The following is a 14,693-nucleotide window of genomic DNA, read 5'->3' on the forward strand; positions in this document are numbered from 1 at the left end:
GACCCACCGACGTCGACGAGGACGCCGCCCGCCGTGCGGAGCGTCAGGTCGCCACGATGTTCGGCCTGTCCACGGTGTTCACCGTGCTCTTCGTCTTCTCCTACTTCTTCTTCGACATCGGCGAAGACCTCGACGTCGTCCTCGGCTTCAACGCCTCGAACCTCTTCCTCGGCATCTGCCTGGGCATGGCGCTCCTCCTCATCGGCGCCGGCGCGGTGCAGTGGTCGCGCAAGCTGATGGCCGACGCCGAGATCGTCGAGATGCGTCACCCCGCACGGTCCTCCGACGCGGACCGCGAGGAGACCGTGGGCAAGCTCAACACCGGCATCGAGGAGTCCGGCATCGGCCGCCGCCCCTTGATCCGCAACTCCCTGCTCGGCGCTCTCGGTGCGCTGGGTCTGCCCGCGGTCGTGCTGCTGCGCGACCTGGGCCCGTTGCCCGGCGACAAGCTCGAGCAGACGGTGTGGCGGCGGGGCATGCGTCTGGTCAACGACATCTCCGGCATGCCGCTCACGCCCAGCGACATCGAGATCGGCCAGCTCGTCAACGGTGAGCCCGCGGTCTTCTTCGCCGAGGGGCCCGACGGCGAGAAGCTCTACCACGGTGCGGAGCTGCTGCAGGCGAAGGCCAAGGCGGCGATCGTCATCGTGCGCATGGACCCGACCGAGATCACCCCCGCTCCCGGGCGCGAGAACTGGGGCGTCGACGGCATCCTGTGCTACTCGAAGATCTGCACCCACGTGGGCTGCCCGATCTCGCTGTGGGAGCAGCAGACCCACAACCTCTTGTGCCCCTGCCACCAGTCGACCTTCGACCTCGCCGACAACGGCCGGGTCGTCTTCGGACCCGCTGCCCGCGCCGTGCCGCAGCTGCCGATCACCGTCGACGAGCAGGGCTACCTCGTCGCGCAGAGCGACTTCCTGGAGCCTGTAGGACCCTCTTACTGGGAAAGGGGCTGATCCGTCATGTCGACGACAGCCGCGAACACCAACGGACGCGAAGCAGCCGCGGTCCAGAAGTCCACGCCGACCGGCAAGGCGGCCAACTGGGCCGACGAGCGTCTCGGCCTCGGCACCCTCGGCAAGAAGCAGCTCCGCAAGGTCTTCCCGGACCACTGGTCCTTCATGCTGGGCGAGATCGCCCTGTGGAGCTTCGTCATCCTGCTCCTCACCGGCACGTTCCTGACGCTGTGGTACAGGCCGTCGATGACCGAGGTCGTCTACGACGGCTCGTACGCGCCGCTCCGCGGTCTGGAGATGTCCGAGGCGTTCGCGTCCACGCTCAACATCTCCTTCGACATCCGCGGTGGTCTGCTCGTGCGGCAGATCCACCACTGGGCGGCGCACCTGTTCATCGCCGGGATGTTCGTGCACATGATGCGCGTCTACCTGACGGGCGCGTTCCGCAAACCGCGTGAGCTCAACTGGGTCATCGGCATGCTGCTGATGCTGCTCGGCATCCTCGAGGGCTTCACCGGCTACTCGCTGCCCGACGACCTGCTCTCCGGCACCGGCATCCGCGCCGCCGACGGCTTCGTGAAGTCGATCCCGGTGATCGGCACGTACGGCTCGTTCTTCCTCTTCGACGGCGAGTTCCCGGGCGACGCGATCATCTCGCGGCTCTACACCGCCCACGTGCTGCTGCTGCCGGCGCTGCTGGTCGGTCTGATCTCGGCCCACATGCTGCTGCTGGTCTTCCACAAGCACACGCAGTGGCCTGGCCCGGGCCGCACCAACGACAACGTGGTCGGCTTCCCGCTGCTCCCCGTCTACATGGCCAAGGCCGGTGGCTTCTTCTTCATCGTCTTCGGCTTCACGGCCCTGATGAGCGCCATCATCGAGCTCAACCCGATCTGGCGGTACGGGCCGTACAACCCGGCCGAGGTGACCGCCGGCTCCCAGCCGGACTGGTACATGGGCTGGCCGGACGGCGCGCTGCGGATCATGCCCGGCATCGAGACCGAGCTGTTCGGCTACACGCTGAGCTGGAACATCTTCCTGCCGATCATCGTGCTGCCCGGCATCGTGTTCGCGGCCGTCCTGATGCTGCCGTTCATCGAGCAGTGGATCACCAAGGACAACCGTGAGCACCACCTGCTGCAGCGGCCGCGCAACAACCCGACGCGCACCGCGCTGCTGGTCGCCTTCATGGCCTTCTACGGCATCCTGTGGATGGCGGGCGGCAACGACATCGTCGCGGTCATCTTCGGCCTGTCGATCAACGAGATCACCTACTTCAACCGGGTCGCGGTGTTCGTCCTGCCGCTGATCGCCTTCTGGATCACCCGGCGCTGGTGCATCGCGCTGCAGCGTGCCGACGAGGAGAAGCTGCTGCACGGCTACGAGTCCGGCGTCATCATGCGGTCCTCGGAGGGCGCCTACAGCGAGCGGCACCTCCCGATCGGCCTGGAGTCGGCCTACACCCTCACGGCCCGCGAGCAGGACCTCGGCAAGATCTACAGCGCCGAGGCCGTGGAGGACGAGAACGGGACGCGTGCTCCCCTCTCCCCCGCCCAGAAGCTGCGGGAGCGTCTCTCGGTCTACTGGTACGCCGACAACGTGCAGCCCCCCACGCGCGCCGAGCTCGAGGAGGCGCAGGAGCACCTGCGTCACGAGCTCGAGGGCGGCCACGACGACGAGAGCGAGACACGTCAGCTGTCGGGCTCGTCCTCGGAGCAGTCGGTGCCGGTCAAGAAGAAGAAGAACTGACCGGCTGAGACCACGCACGAGAGCCCCCGGGGGAATCCCCGGGGGCTCTCGTGCGTCCAGGGAGGCATGGCCAGACCCCTGGGGGGCTAAAGGATGGGGGGTGCCGGGGAGTCGGTGCCGAGCGATCCGACCGGGAGGAAGACCATGACTGCGTACGAGGACTACACCGAGGTGCTCGAAGGGAAGTGCCCCTTCGGTGGCAACAACGTCGGTGGCGCGTACACCTCCAAGCCGACGCTGTCGGACTGGTACCCCGACCGGCTGCGCGTCGAGCAGCTGCACACGGACGGCGCCGTGGCGAACCCGCTGCGCGACTTCGACTACGAGGCCGCCTTCAACGCGATCGACCTCGAGGAGCTGAAGGGCGAGATCAAGCAGTTCCTCACCACCTCGGTCGACTGGTGGCCCAGCGACTACGGCAACTACGGCCCCCAGATGATCCGCATGGCCTGGCACTCGGCCGGCACGTACCGCATCGCCGACGGCCGCGGCGGCGCCGGGCAGGCGCTGCAGCGCTTCGCCCCCGTCAGCTCCTGGTGGGACAACGGCAACACCGACAAGTCGCGGCGGCTGCTGTGGCCCATCAAGAAGAAGTACGGCAACGCGCTCTCCTGGGCCGACCTCATGATCCTCACCGGCAACTGCGCCCTGGAGATCATGGGCTTCCCCACCACCGGCTTCGCCGGCGGACGACGTGACGCGTGGGAGGCCGACGACGCGACGTACTGGGGTGCGGAGTGGATCGAGAACTCCAACCCCGAGTCCTTCGACGCCATGGTGATGCGCAGCCGCCGCTGGAACGGCGAGCCCGGCGACGCCGACTACGAGCTCGAGCAGCCTCTCGCCGCGTCGCACCAGGCGCTGATCTACGTCAACCCCGAGGGCCCGAACGAGAACGGCAACCCCCAGGACTCCGCGATCGACATCCGCATCACCTTCGGTCGCATGGCGATGAACGACGAGGAGACCGTCGCGCTCATCGCGGGCGGGCACGCCTTCGGCAAGAGCCACGGCAAGGTCGCGGCCGACAAGATCGGCCCGCCGCCGGAGATCGCCCCCATGGAGGACATGGGCCTGGGGTGGAACAACCCCGAGGGCAAGGGCTTCGCCGAGTACACGATGACCAACGGCATCGAGGGCGCCTGGACGCCGAACCCCACGCAGTGGGACAACGACTACCTCACGAACCTCTTCAGGTACGACTGGGAGAAGATCGAGAACCCCGTGACCGGCGCCACCCAGTGGAAGCCGAAGGACCCCGATGCGCCGAAGACGCCCGACGCGCACATCGACGGCAAGATGGACGAGCTCATGATGATGACCTCGGACATCGCGCTGAAGGTCGACCCGGTCTACCGCGAGATCTGCGAGAAGTTCCTCGGCGACTTCGACTACTTCACCAAGGCCTTCTCGGAGGCCTGGTACAAGTTGACCCACCGCGACATGGGTCCGAAGTCGCGCTACCTGGGTCCCGAGGTCTCCGAGAAGGACTTCCTGTGGCAGGACCCGCTGCCGCAGCACGAGGGCCCCGTGGTCGGTGACAGCGAGATCGCCGAGCTGAAGCAGACGATCCTGGACTCCGGACTGAGCGTCTCGGACCTGGCGTACACCGCGTTCTCCTCGGCGGCGACCTACCGCGACTCCGACAAGCGCGGCGGCGCCAACGGCGCCCGCATCGCGTTGGAGCCCCAGAAGAACTGGAAGGTCAACGTCCGCACCGGCGACGTGATCGACAAGCTCACCGAGATCAAGGACGCCACCTCGGCGAACGTCAGCCTCGCCGACCTCATCGTCCTCGGCGGCTGCGTCGCGGTCGAGAAGGCGGCGAAGGACGCCGGCGTCGAGGTGTCGGTGCCGTTCACGCCGGGTCGGGTCGATGCCCTCCAGGACCAGACGGACCCCGAGCAGCACGAGTGGCTCGCCCCCGTGGTCGACGGCTTCCGCAACTACATCATCCCGGACTTCTCCGAGGTCTCGCACGTGGCGCCGGAGCAGATGTTCCTCGACGGCGCGGCCCTGAAGAGCCTCTCGGCGCCGGAGTGGGTCGCCCTCACCGGCGGTCTGCGCGTGCTGGGCTGCAACCACGACGAGTCCAGCGTCGGCGTCTTCACCGACCGCGTCGGGGTCCTGTCGACGGACTTCTTCGACGCCGTCACCACGACGGAGCTGGAGTGGAAGAAGGTCAACGAGGCGGGCACGACCTTCACCGGTCACCACCGCGAGACGGGCGAGAAGGTGTACGACGCCTCGCGCAACGACCTGCTCTTCGGCTCCAACCAGCAGCTGCGCGCCGTCGCCGAGGTGTACGCCGCCTCCGACGGTCACGAGCGCTTCGTGCACGACTTCGTGGCCGTGTGGGACAAGGTCATGATGCTCGACCGCTACGACGTCAAGAAGGGCTGACTCCAGCGTCCTCGCGACGCAGGGCCCCGGGCAGCCGCCCGGGGCCCTTCGTGCGTGTTAAAGCCTCCCCCGCGTCGGGGCCCGTGCGCTACACGGCGCCTCTGCCTTCGCTCTGTATTCCTGAGGTGGCGACCTCGACCGAGATGAGATGGTTGCGACATGAATACGGGCGATGTCACCTTTGACCCGCGCTGGTGTCAGACTCTTGTTGAAGCGCTCGAAGACGTCATCAGCGAGACCCCTTGCATTGCGCCGGAGATAACGTTCGTGGCGGCACGAATCGATGACGGTCAGTGGTGCACTGTCTTGGTGAGAGCTGAGGTCGACGGGCCCGTGCTGGGTCGACGATGGCGATTGACTTCGTTGTCGCGACGCCAAGGCACGAGCGACCCGATTGACCTGGCCAGCGCCGCATGGGGCAGTGAGATCGCGGAGCCGGGAGGTCCTGAAATCGACGGCGAGTCCGAGTGGGCCGCGGGACTGGTCCCGTCGCCGCAGGACGTGGCGTGGGTCGCGATCGATGCATGAGCACGGAGCCTCACCATTTTGAGGGGCCCCGGGCTTCTGCCCGGGGCCCCTCGTGGTCTCAGCGGACGGCGAAGACTGCTCGGAGCGCGGCGAGCACCGCGGGGCGTACGAGCTCGGGGGCCCCGTTCTCGAGCGCCTTGAGCAGGTCTCGCGCCTCGCGGCGCGCGCCGACCATGTGCGCAGCCTCGTGCAGCGGCATCACGTCGAGATCGACACGCGTAATCGCCGCAGGCGCCTCGCGGCCGTCTAGGACGAGATCCAGGCACGGTGGCTGGTGTTCGCCGTAAGAGGACGTCACGACGTCCCGGTAGGCCGACGGCAGGAGCCGCAGAAGCTCATGTGTGGGAGCGCAGCAGATCACCTGCCACTCAGGGCCACCTCCGCACGACGGGGGCCCGAAGACTCCGGGCGTCTCGTGCCCCAGGAGATCACCGACCTCAGCTGCGAGGGTGTCGCGCAGCGACATCAGCCCGCGAGGGCCGAGCCCTGCTTCCACTCCTTGAAGGAGACGTTCCAGTCGCCGTAGCCGTTGGTCAGCGTCATCTGACGGCTCGAGCCGGTGGTCTCGACGACGTCGCCGATGATCGTGTTGTCGTAGAGGTAGCCCGCGTTCTCCGTCGACAGACCGGTGCACCCGTGGCTCACGTTGCTGTAGCCCTGCGAACCGACCGACCACGGGGCCGCGTGGATGAACTCACCGGTGTACGTCAGGCGCATCGCGTACTCGACATCCTCGATGTTGTAGTACTCCGGGTCGTCCTCGGAGATGCCGGTCGTCGCGGCATCCATCCGCTTCTCGCGGAACTTCTCGATGATGACCTTGGTGCCCGACCGGGTCTCGAAGCCGGGCTTGCCTCCGGAGAACGGCATGGTGGCCTCGACGGTGCCGTTGACGACGTAGGTCAGCTGCTTGGTCGCCAGGTCCACCTTCATGATGCGGCGGTCACCGACGGTGAACGACGCCTCGCGGTCCATCTGACCGTAGATGCCGTTGCCGGCGGGCAGCGAGTTCACGTCGACGCTCACGTCGACGGTGGTGCCGGGCTTCCAGTAGGTCTTCGGACGCCAGTGGGCCTCGTAGTCGCTGAGCCAGTGCCAGGCGCCGGCCTGGTTCGAGGAGTTCTCGACGTTCATGCGCTTCTCGAAGGCCTTCTTGCGCTGCACGGGGATGTCGTACTTCACGATCACCGGCATGCCCACGCCGACGGTGGAACCGTCGAGCGGGGCGATCGAGGCGTACGTCTGCTCCGACAGCGCGAGGTCGTCAGCGCTGAAGCGGCGCTTCTGCGTCGTGACGAGTCCCTGGTGGTCGGTGGCCTTGGCCCGCATCACGTACGTCGTGCCGGCCTCCAGCCGCTCGTCGGCGCGCCAGGAGGCACCGTCGTCGGTCATGGCACCGGACACCAGTCCCTTCGCGCCCTTGACGCCCTTGGCGCGGACGGCGACGCGGTCGAGGCTGCCGTCCTGCACCGAGAGCTTCACGAAGCGCGAGACCGGGACGCTGCCCGACTCCGGCAGGTTCGCCGAGATGACAGCCTGCGGCTCGGGTGCCGCCTGGCCCTCCGCACCGGCGCTCGTGGCGTCGCCGTCCGCGGCACTGCCGTCGGTGCCGGCGCCCGTCGTGGCGCCGGTGCAACCGCTGACAGTGAGACCGAGAGCCGTCAAGGCGGCAGCGGCGAGGGTCACGCGGGTAGGACGGGGGCTGCGAGACATGGCACTCCTACTCAGATCGACCAGTACCGAGAGTAGCAACGCACGACACCGATCGAGAATCCTCGGTCGGTGTCGATGGTCACCCGTGACTTCACGGGCGACGAAACGCGGCGGCGTGGAGCAGCCGTCAGTGGGCGAACTCCCCGCGGTAGTACTCGAAGACGAGCCCTGCCGTGGCCACGCCGCCGAGTATGAAGCCCACGCCGAAGAGCCACCAGCCGAAGACGGTGCCGAGCACCATGACGCCCAGGCATGCCGCACACCACAGGGGCCACCAGCTGAACGGCGGGAAGAACCCGAGCTCACCGGCTCCCTCGGCAATCTCGCCGTCGAGCTTGTCCTCGGGGCGGGGCGTCATGCGCGAGGCGTGGAAGTACAGGTAGCCGAACCCCATCGACGCCAGCAGCGCCGTCATCACCAGCGCGGTGGTGCCCGTCCAGTCACCGGACAGGAACCAGTACAGCGGGCTGAACAGCCAGACGAACGCGGCCGTGACGCCGAAGACCCATGCCTCGACCTTCATCGCTCAGCTCTCCTCGTGGTTGCGGCGGGACTGGTCGGACAGGGCGCTGCGTCGGCCGTACATCTGCGGAGCGTCCGAGGGGGTGCTCTCGTCCTCGATCTCGTTCTGGTCGAGCTCCAGCGCGGCGATCTCCGGGTGGTGGAGGTCGAACGCCGGGGACTCCGAGCGGATGCGCGGCAGGGTGTGGAAGTTGTGACGCGGCGGCGGGGAGGACGTCGCCCACTCCAGTGAGCGACCCCAGCCCCACGGGTCGTCGACCTCGACCTGCGGTGCGGACTTCTCGGTGACGTACACGTTCCAGAGGAACGGCAGGATCGAGAGAGCCAGCAGGAAGGCCCCGACGGTCGAGATCTGGTTCAGCGTCGTGAACCCGTCGGCCGGCAGGTAGTCGGCGTACCGGCGCGGCATCCCCTCGACGCCCAGCCAGTGCTGCACCAGGAAGGTGGTGTGGAAGCCGATGAAGAGCAGCCAGAAGTGGATCTTGCCGAGGCGCTCGTCGAGCATGCGACCCGTCATCTTCGGCCACCAGAAGTAGAAGCCGGCGAACATCGCGAACACCACCGTGCCGAAGACGACGTAGTGGAAGTGCGCGACCACGAAGTAGGAGTCCGAGAGGTGGAAGTCCAGGGGCGGCGAGGCCAGGATGACGCCGGTCAGACCACCGAAGAGGAACGTGGTCATGAAGCCCAGCGTCCACAGCATCGGTGTCTCGAACGACAGGGACCCGCCCCACATCGTGCCGATCCAGTTGAAGAACTTCACGCCTGTCGGGACGGCGATCAAGAACGTCATGCCCGAGAAGAACGCGAGGTCCACCGACCCGGTGACGTACATGTGGTGCGCCCACACCGCGACCGAGAGGATCGCGATGCCGAGCGTCGCCCCGACCAGACCGACGTAGCCGAAGATCGGCTTGCGGCTGAAGACCGGGAGGATCTCGGTCGCGATGCCGAAGAACGGCAGCGCGATGATGTAGACCTCCGGGTGACCGAAGAACCAGAACAGGTGCTGCCAGATGATCGGGCCGCCGTGCGCGGGGTCGAACACGTGCGCGCCCAGCATGCGGTCGGCCGCGAGGCTCAGCAGCGCGGCACCGAAGATCGGGAACGCGATCAGCACGAGCAGGCTCGTGACCAGCACGTTCCAGACGAAGATCGGCATGCGGAACATCGTCATGCCGGGGGCGCGCATGCAGATGATGGTCGTGACGAAGTTGACCGCACCCAGGATGGTGCCGAGACCGGACATCCACAGACCCATGACCCACAGGTCGCCACCGACGCCCGGCGAGTAGACACCGGTCGAGAGCGGGGTGTAGGCGAACCAGCCGAAGCTGGCCGCACCGCTCGGGGTCAGGAAGCCACCGGCGGTGATCAGGCCACCGAAGAGGAACAGCCAGTAACTGAACATGTTGAGCCGCGGGAACGCGACGTCGGGCGCTCCGATCTGCAGCGGCATGATGAGGTTCGCGAAGCCGAAGAACAGGGGCGTCGCGAAGAGCAGCAGCATGATGGTGCCGTGCATCGTGAAGAGCTGGTTGTAGGTCTCGTCGTTGACGACCTGGGTGCCCGGGAAGGCGAGCTCGGCCCGGATCAGGAGCGCCATGAGTCCGGCCAGCAGGAACCACACGAACGACGTGCCGAGGTACAGCTTGCCGATCAGCTTGTGGTCCGTGGTGGTCAGGACGCGGACGACCTGCTCACCGATCGGCTTGCGGTCAGCGACGACGGACGACCTCTGCGCGAAGCCGTCTGAGCTGCTGGCGGTGCTCACTGCTCACCCTCCTCGGGGTTGCCGGTGCCGACGATGCCCTCGGTGCCGGCGCTGGTCTCGCTGAACTCGGCGAAGGTCGAGGTCGTGACCCTGCCCTGGTCAGCGAGGTCCTGCAAGTGCGCGTCGTACTCCGCACGCGAGACCACGTTGACGTTGAAGAGCATGCGGGAGTGGTACGTGCCGCACAGCTCGGTGCACTTGCCCGCGTACAGCCCCTCCTCGTTCGGCACGAACGTGAAGTTGTTGTCCTTGCCGGGGATGATGTCCATCTTGAAGAGGAACGCAGGCACCCAGAACCCGTGGATGACGTCGGGGCTGCGGAGGTCGATGCGGACGGTCTCGTCCACGGGCAGCCACAGCGTCGGGATGACCCCGCCGCCGGCGCCGCCGTCGACGACGAACGTGTCGGGGTCCTCGGGGTTCTCGTAGTTGAACGCCCACTGCCACTGGAAGCCGACGACCTCGACGGTCTCGTCCGGCGGCGGGTCGTCGAGGATCGCGTCCTGGTACTTCACGGTCCAGTAGAAGATCGCGACGACCATCACGACGGGGACGATCGTGTAGAAGACCTCGAGCGGCAGGTGGTACCGCGTCTGCACCGGCACCTCGTCGTCGCTGCGACGGCGGTAGCGGACCGAGACGTACGCCATGAGGCCCCAGACGCCGATGCCGACGACGGCTGCCGCCGCCCACATCCACATCCACAGGTCGTAGACCATCTGCGACTCGTTGGTGACGTTGTTCGGCAACGCCAGGCGACGGACCTGTTCTTGATCCGCCGCGGAGCAGCCCGCCAGGAGGAGGGCGAGGGCGCCGAACGAGACGCCCGCTGCGATGCGCCGCGGTCGCGCACCGAAGAGGTGGAGCCTGGTCACGAGTTCGAGCCTCTCTGTCGGGGCCGCACGAACAACCTGAGACTACCGGACCACTCCGTCTGAGCGTCTCTCAGATCCCCGCTACCGTCGGGGTGTGACGCAGCAGGCACCCGACACGGCGCAGCCGCCGCCGTCCGCGGCGGGAACCGCGCGCGTCCACCTGGACGCCGCCTCGGGCGAGACCCTGCACCCGGCGGCGCGCGAGACGCTCCTGGCAGCGCTGGGACCCGCGTACGGCGACCCCCGCCGGCTGCACGGCGCCGGGCGGGACGCCCGGCTGATGCTCGACAACGCCCGCGCGGCGATCGCGCAGAGCCTGGGGGTACGCCCCGACGAGGTGGTGCTGACCCCCTCGGGCACGCACGCCGTGCACCGCGGGCTCCGCGGACTGCTGCTCGCGCACGAACGACGGCGGCGCCGTCCCGCGCACCTGGTCGCCGGCGCGGTCGAGCACTCCTGCGTACGCCACCTCCTCGCCGCCCACCGCGCCGCCGGCGGCGAGGCCACCGAGGTGGGGGTGGACGCCACCGGTCGCGTCGACGTCGAGCGCGTGCTCGCCGCCGGGCCCGACGTGGTCGCCCTGCAGACCGCCAACCACGAGGTGGGCACGCGCCAGGCGCTGGTGGCCCTCGAGCAGCGCCTGCTGGCCGAGGACCGGGCGGACCGGCCCGCGCCCCTGCTGTTCACCGACGCCTGCGCCACCGCCGGACGCGAGCCGCTCCCCCGTGGCTGGGTCGCCGCGCTGAGCGCCCACAAGTGGGGCGGCCCTGCCGGCGTGGGCGTGCTCGTGGTCCCCAAGGGCGTGCGCTGGCGCGACCCCGAGGTGCCCGACGACCGGGCGGACCCGCGGACGACCGGCTTCGAGAACGTGCCCGCCGCGCTGGCCGCGGCGGCAGCCCTCCAGGCCCGCGTCGCCGAACGGGCCGAGCTCGACCGCCGCCAGCGAGCGCTGATCACCCGCATCCGCGAGGAGGTCCCGCGCCTGGTCGACGACGTCGACGTCGTCGGCGACCCGGTCGACCGCCTGCCCCACGTGGTGACCTTCAGCTGCCTCTACGCCGAGGGCGAGGCGCTCGTCGCCGCTCTGGACCGGCACGGCTTCGCGGTGGACTCGGGCTCCGCCTGCAGCGCCTCGACGCTCGAGCCCAGCCACGTGCTCGCCGCGATGGGCGCGCTCACGCACGGCAACGTACGCCTCAGCCTCGACCGCGACGTCAGCGACGCCGACGTGGACCGCTTCCTCGCCGTGCTCCCCGGGGTCGTCGCCGAGGTGCGTGCGCGGGTGGGGGTCTGAGGTGGCGGACCGGTCCGATGACGGGGTGCTGGAGCTGGACTGCCGGGGCCTGCGCTGTCCGCTGCCGGTGATCAGGCTGGCGAACGCCATCGACGACGTGCCGCCCGGCGGCCTCGTCGCGGTCGCGGCCACCGATCCCGCGACCCGGCACGACGTGCCTGCCTGGTGCCGCATGAGGCGGCACGAGTACGTCGGGGAGGACGTCTGCGAGGACGGCACACCGCGCTACCTCGTGCGGCGGCGTCAACCCGCCTGACAGTGGGGGCACCAGAAGAGGTTGCGGTGGTCCAGCTCCGCGCGGGCCACCGGCGTGCCGCACAGCCGGCACGGCTGCCCGTCGCGGCGGTAGACGTAGTGGGCGTCGACCGACCGGGGCCGGCCGCTGGGACGTGCCCGGTGCTCGGGCAGCGTCGTGACGATGCGGCCCGACCGCACCCCGGCGGCCAGGAGCCCGACGAGGTCCTCCCAGATCGCCTCCCGCGTCGCACCGTCCAGGTCGCGCCCGGGCGCCATCGGCGGCACCCGCTGCCGGAACAGCACCTCGGCCCGGTAGACGTTGCCGACGCCTGCGACGACGGCCTGGTCCATGAGCAGACGAGCGATCGGGGCGCGGGACCGGGCGACGCGGTCCAGGAAGGGGGCCGGGTCCCTGCGCCGTGCCAGCGGATCCGGCCCGAGCCGCGCCGCGATGGCAGCGACCTCCTCGTCGGTGACCAGCTCGCACGCGATCGGACCACGCAGGTCGAACCAGCGCTCCTCGGTCAGCAGCCGCAGGCGCAGGGCACCGCGGGCAGGTGGAGCCGGCGCCGTGCCGTCGGTGAACTTGCCGTACAGGCCGAGGTGAACGTGCAGACGCAGGGGCTCACCGTCGGCCGCGGTGTACCGGTGGAAGAGGTGCTTGCCGTACGCCTCCGCCCTCGCGAACGACGCCCCGTCGAGCCGCGCCGCGCCCGCGGCGAAGCGGTCCTGCAGCGTGGACGCCGAGACCGTGGTGCCGCGGCCGACCAGCCGGGAGTGCCGCCGCGCCAGGCGGTGGATCGTGTGGCCCTCGGGCACGGCTGGATCAGGCCAGTCCGGCGAGGTGCGGGGCGAGCTCGGCGGAGGCGTCCGCGCCGTACGCCGTCGCCATGCGCGTCAGCACGGCCTCGCGCTGCAGCTCGTACTCCTGGGTGCCGACCTGCTCCAGCGCGTACGCCGCGACGAGACAGCCGAACTGGGCCGCACGCTTGAGCGTGAGGTCCCAGGTGAGGGCGGCGATGAAGCCGGCGCGGAAGGCGTCGCCCACGCCCGTCGGCTCGACGGCGTCGGCGTCGGCGACGGCTGCGACGACGATCGGCTCCTCGCCGGCCCGGGAGACGCGTACGCCGTCCTTGCCCAGCGTGGTGACCACGGTGCCGACCCGACCCAGCAGCTCGGTGGTGTCCCACCCGGTCTTCTGCTCGGTCAGGTGCGCTTCGTACTCGTTGGAGAACAGGATGTGGGCGCCGTCGACGAGGTCGCGGATCAGCTCCCCGTCGGAGAAGGCGAGCTGCTGGGACGGGTCGGCCAGGAAGCGGTAGCCCCGCTGCCGGCACTCGTGCGTGTGCCGTCGCATGGCCTCGGGGTCGTTCGCCCCGATCAGCACGTAGTCCGCACCGCCCCGCCGCTCGGCCGCCGGCTCCAGCTCGATGTCGCGCGCCTCGGACATGGCGCCCGGGTAGAAGCTCGCGAACTGGGCCATCGTGCGGTCGGTGGTGCACACGAACCGCGCAGTGTGCTTGGTCTCGGAGAAGTGCACCGAGTCGCAGTCGACGCCGTGTCGACGCAGCCACGAACGGTAGTCGCGGAAGTCCTCGCCGACGGACCCCAGCAGCACCGGCTGCAGGCCGAGCACGCCGAGACCGAAGGCGATGTTGGCCGCCACACCACCCCGGCGCACCTCGAGGTCGTCGACCAGGAAGCTCACCGACAGCTTGTCGAGCTGGTCGACGACCAGCGACTCGGCGAAGGTGCCGCCGTAGGTCATCAGGTGGTCGGTGGCGATGGAACCGGTCACGAGCAGGGCCACGAGGCCTCCAGGGTCGTGCGCGAGCGTCGCGCGTGTGAACGTCGTGGGTCGTGCGAAGGTTACCGCCGCGTAGCGGTTCGCCTACCCGGCGGTAGCCCCTAGCGTCGAGACCATGCAGACCTCACGTCCCACCTCACGGCTGGCCTACGACGACGCCGACACCGCCGCCACGATGGCGGGCGACTGCGCCGCGGTCGCCCGCACCATGCACCTGCCGCTGCGGACGAGGGCCTTCCTCACCACGCCGGCGCCGAGCCTGCGCTACGAGGACTTCCCCCGCGAGGTGTCCAAGCGCGACATCAGCGTCGACGCCGCCACCGCCCACCTCGCCGCGGCGCTCGAGCTGCACCTGGGCTGATCGACGCACCACCCGCGCACATGACGAGACCCGCACCCCCGTCAGGGGATGCGGGTCTCGTCGTGGGTCCGGCGCCGCGACTCAGTGGAAGGAGTCGCCGCAGGCGCAGGAACCCGTCGCGTTCGGGTTGTCGATCGTGAAGCCCTGGGCCTCGATCGTGTCCTTGAAGTCGATCTGGGCGCCCAGGAGGTACGGGACGCTCATGCGGTCGACGACGACCTTCACACCGTTGAAGTCGGTGACCTGGTCGCCGTCGAGGCTGCGCTCGTCGAAGAACAGCTGGTAGCGCAGGCCCGAGCAGCCGCCCGGCTGCACGGCGATGCGCAGCGAGAGGTCGTCGCGACCCTCCTGCTCCAGGAGGCTGCGGACCTTCTCGGCCGCGAAGTCGGAGAGGTTGATGCCGTCGGTGCGGCGCTCGGTGGTCTCGACCTGCTCGGTCATGGGTGCTCCCTGGCTGCTCGGGTGCGGATG

General features: G+C 69.1%; 15 protein-coding genes. 7 read left to right on the plus strand and 8 right to left on the minus strand.

Annotated elements, in window-relative coordinates:
• The first annotated feature begins 56 nt into the window (after nt 1-56).
• The 4 genes from KLP28_02565 (at nt 57) to KLP28_02580 (ending at nt 5,639) form a co-directional block, all read left to right on the plus strand.
• Entirely contained in the window at nt 57-959 is a 903-nt protein-coding gene (locus KLP28_02565) for a Rieske (2Fe-2S) protein (protein QWC86754.1), read from the plus strand.
• A gap of 6 nt (nt 960-965) precedes the next feature.
• Nucleotides 966-2,708, plus strand: a complete 1,743-nt coding sequence (locus tag KLP28_02570) for a cytochrome bc complex cytochrome b subunit (GenBank protein QWC85667.1) — start codon at nt 966-968, stop codon at nt 2,706-2,708.
• Between the two features lie 144 nt (nt 2,709-2,852).
• Nucleotides 2,853-5,111 (plus strand): catalase/peroxidase HPI, encoded by a 2,259-nt coding sequence (gene katG, locus KLP28_02575; protein QWC85668.1) that lies wholly within the window; start codon nt 2,853-2,855, stop codon nt 5,109-5,111.
• Nucleotides 5,112-5,270: 159 nt separating this feature from the next.
• A complete protein-coding gene (locus KLP28_02580) occupies nt 5,271-5,639 on the plus strand; it encodes a hypothetical protein (protein QWC85669.1) in 369 nt (122 codons plus the stop codon).
• 58 nt (nt 5,640-5,697) lie between these two features.
• Here KLP28_02580 and KLP28_02585 read toward each other — a convergent pair whose 3' ends face one another.
• From KLP28_02585 to coxB, 5 genes are all read right to left on the minus strand, one after another.
• A complete protein-coding gene (locus KLP28_02585) occupies nt 5,698-5,841 on the minus strand; it encodes a hypothetical protein (protein ID QWC85670.1) in 144 nt (47 codons plus the stop codon).
• Nucleotides 5,842-6,104: 263 nt separating this feature from the next.
• Entirely contained in the window at nt 6,105-7,352 is a 1,248-nt protein-coding gene (locus KLP28_02590) for a L,D-transpeptidase family protein (GenBank protein QWC85671.1), read from the minus strand.
• Nucleotides 7,353-7,479: 127 nt separating this feature from the next.
• Entirely contained in the window at nt 7,480-7,875 is a 396-nt protein-coding gene (locus KLP28_02595; protein ID QWC85672.1) for a cytochrome c oxidase subunit 4, read from the minus strand.
• Nucleotides 7,876-7,878: 3 nt separating this feature from the next.
• Nucleotides 7,879-9,648 (minus strand): cytochrome c oxidase subunit I, encoded by a 1,770-nt coding sequence (ctaD, locus tag KLP28_02600; GenBank protein QWC85673.1) that lies wholly within the window; start codon nt 9,646-9,648, stop codon nt 7,879-7,881.
• A complete protein-coding gene (coxB, locus tag KLP28_02605) occupies nt 9,645-10,367 on the minus strand; it encodes a cytochrome c oxidase subunit II (protein ID QWC86755.1) in 723 nt (240 codons plus the stop codon). Before coxB ends, ctaD begins: the two co-directional genes overlap by 4 nt.
• 250 nt (nt 10,368-10,617) lie before the next feature.
• Here coxB and KLP28_02610 point away from each other — a divergent pair, with 250 nt between their 5' ends.
• Complete coding sequence (locus KLP28_02610; GenBank protein ID QWC85674.1) at nt 10,618-11,817, plus strand: aminotransferase class V-fold PLP-dependent enzyme; 1,200 nt, start codon at nt 10,618-10,620, stop codon at nt 11,815-11,817.
• Between the two features lie 28 nt (nt 11,818-11,845).
• A complete protein-coding gene (locus KLP28_02615; GenBank protein QWC86756.1) occupies nt 11,846-12,073 on the plus strand; it encodes a sulfurtransferase TusA family protein in 228 nt (75 codons plus the stop codon).
• On the opposite strand, the gene KLP28_02620 is transcribed toward KLP28_02615, so the two are convergent.
• Nucleotides 12,061-12,873 (minus strand): Fpg/Nei family DNA glycosylase, encoded by an 813-nt coding sequence (locus KLP28_02620; GenBank protein QWC85675.1) that lies wholly within the window; start codon nt 12,871-12,873, stop codon nt 12,061-12,063. The genes KLP28_02615 and KLP28_02620 overlap by 13 nt on opposite strands.
• 7 nt (nt 12,874-12,880) lie before the next feature.
• Complete coding sequence (locus KLP28_02625; GenBank protein QWC85676.1) at nt 12,881-13,864, minus strand: carbohydrate kinase family protein; 984 nt, start codon at nt 13,862-13,864, stop codon at nt 12,881-12,883.
• Nucleotides 13,865-13,976: 112 nt separating this feature from the next.
• On the opposite strand from KLP28_02625, the gene KLP28_02630 reads away from it, so the two are divergent.
• The gene (locus KLP28_02630) at nt 13,977-14,222 is read left to right on the plus strand and encodes a hypothetical protein (protein QWC85677.1); all 246 of its coding nucleotides are present in this window, start codon (nt 13,977-13,979) and stop codon (nt 14,220-14,222) included.
• Nucleotides 14,223-14,303: 81 nt separating this feature from the next.
• Here KLP28_02630 and erpA read toward each other — a convergent pair whose 3' ends face one another.
• Nucleotides 14,304-14,663 carry an iron-sulfur cluster insertion protein ErpA gene (gene erpA / locus KLP28_02635; GenBank protein ID QWC85678.1) on the minus strand — a complete coding sequence of 120 codons (360 nt, stop codon included), beginning with the start codon at nt 14,661-14,663 and terminating at the stop codon, nt 14,304-14,306.
• Nucleotides 14,664-14,693 lie beyond the last annotated feature (30 nt).

The organism is Nocardioidaceae bacterium, from assembly GCA_018672315.1.
Classification (GTDB): domain Bacteria; phylum Actinomycetota; class Actinomycetes; order Propionibacteriales; family Nocardioidaceae; genus TYQ2.

What these genes read in the sequence shown, in the direction of transcription:
- KLP28_02630 (QWC85677.1), top strand. Translation starts at nt 13,977, where the DNA reads ATGCAGACCTCACGTCCCACCTCACGGCTGGCCTACGACGACGCCGAC.
- KLP28_02570 (QWC85667.1), top strand. Translation starts at nt 966, where the DNA reads ATGTCGACGACAGCCGCGAACACCAACGGACGCGAAGCAGCCGCGGTC.
- katG (QWC85668.1), top strand. Translation starts at nt 2,853, where the DNA reads ATGACTGCGTACGAGGACTACACCGAGGTGCTCGAAGGGAAGTGCCCC.
- coxB (QWC86755.1), bottom strand. Translation starts at nt 10,367, where the DNA reads ATGGTCTACGACCTGTGGATGTGGATGTGGGCGGCGGCAGCCGTCGTC.
- erpA (QWC85678.1), bottom strand. Translation starts at nt 14,663, where the DNA reads ATGACCGAGCAGGTCGAGACCACCGAGCGCCGCACCGACGGCATCAAC.
- KLP28_02595 (QWC85672.1), bottom strand. Translation starts at nt 7,875, where the DNA reads ATGAAGGTCGAGGCATGGGTCTTCGGCGTCACGGCCGCGTTCGTCTGG.
- KLP28_02580 (QWC85669.1), top strand. Translation starts at nt 5,271, where the DNA reads ATGAATACGGGCGATGTCACCTTTGACCCGCGCTGGTGTCAGACTCTT.
- KLP28_02590 (QWC85671.1), bottom strand. Translation starts at nt 7,352, where the DNA reads ATGTCTCGCAGCCCCCGTCCTACCCGCGTGACCCTCGCCGCTGCCGCC.
- KLP28_02565 (QWC86754.1), top strand. Translation starts at nt 57, where the DNA reads ATGTTCGGCCTGTCCACGGTGTTCACCGTGCTCTTCGTCTTCTCCTAC.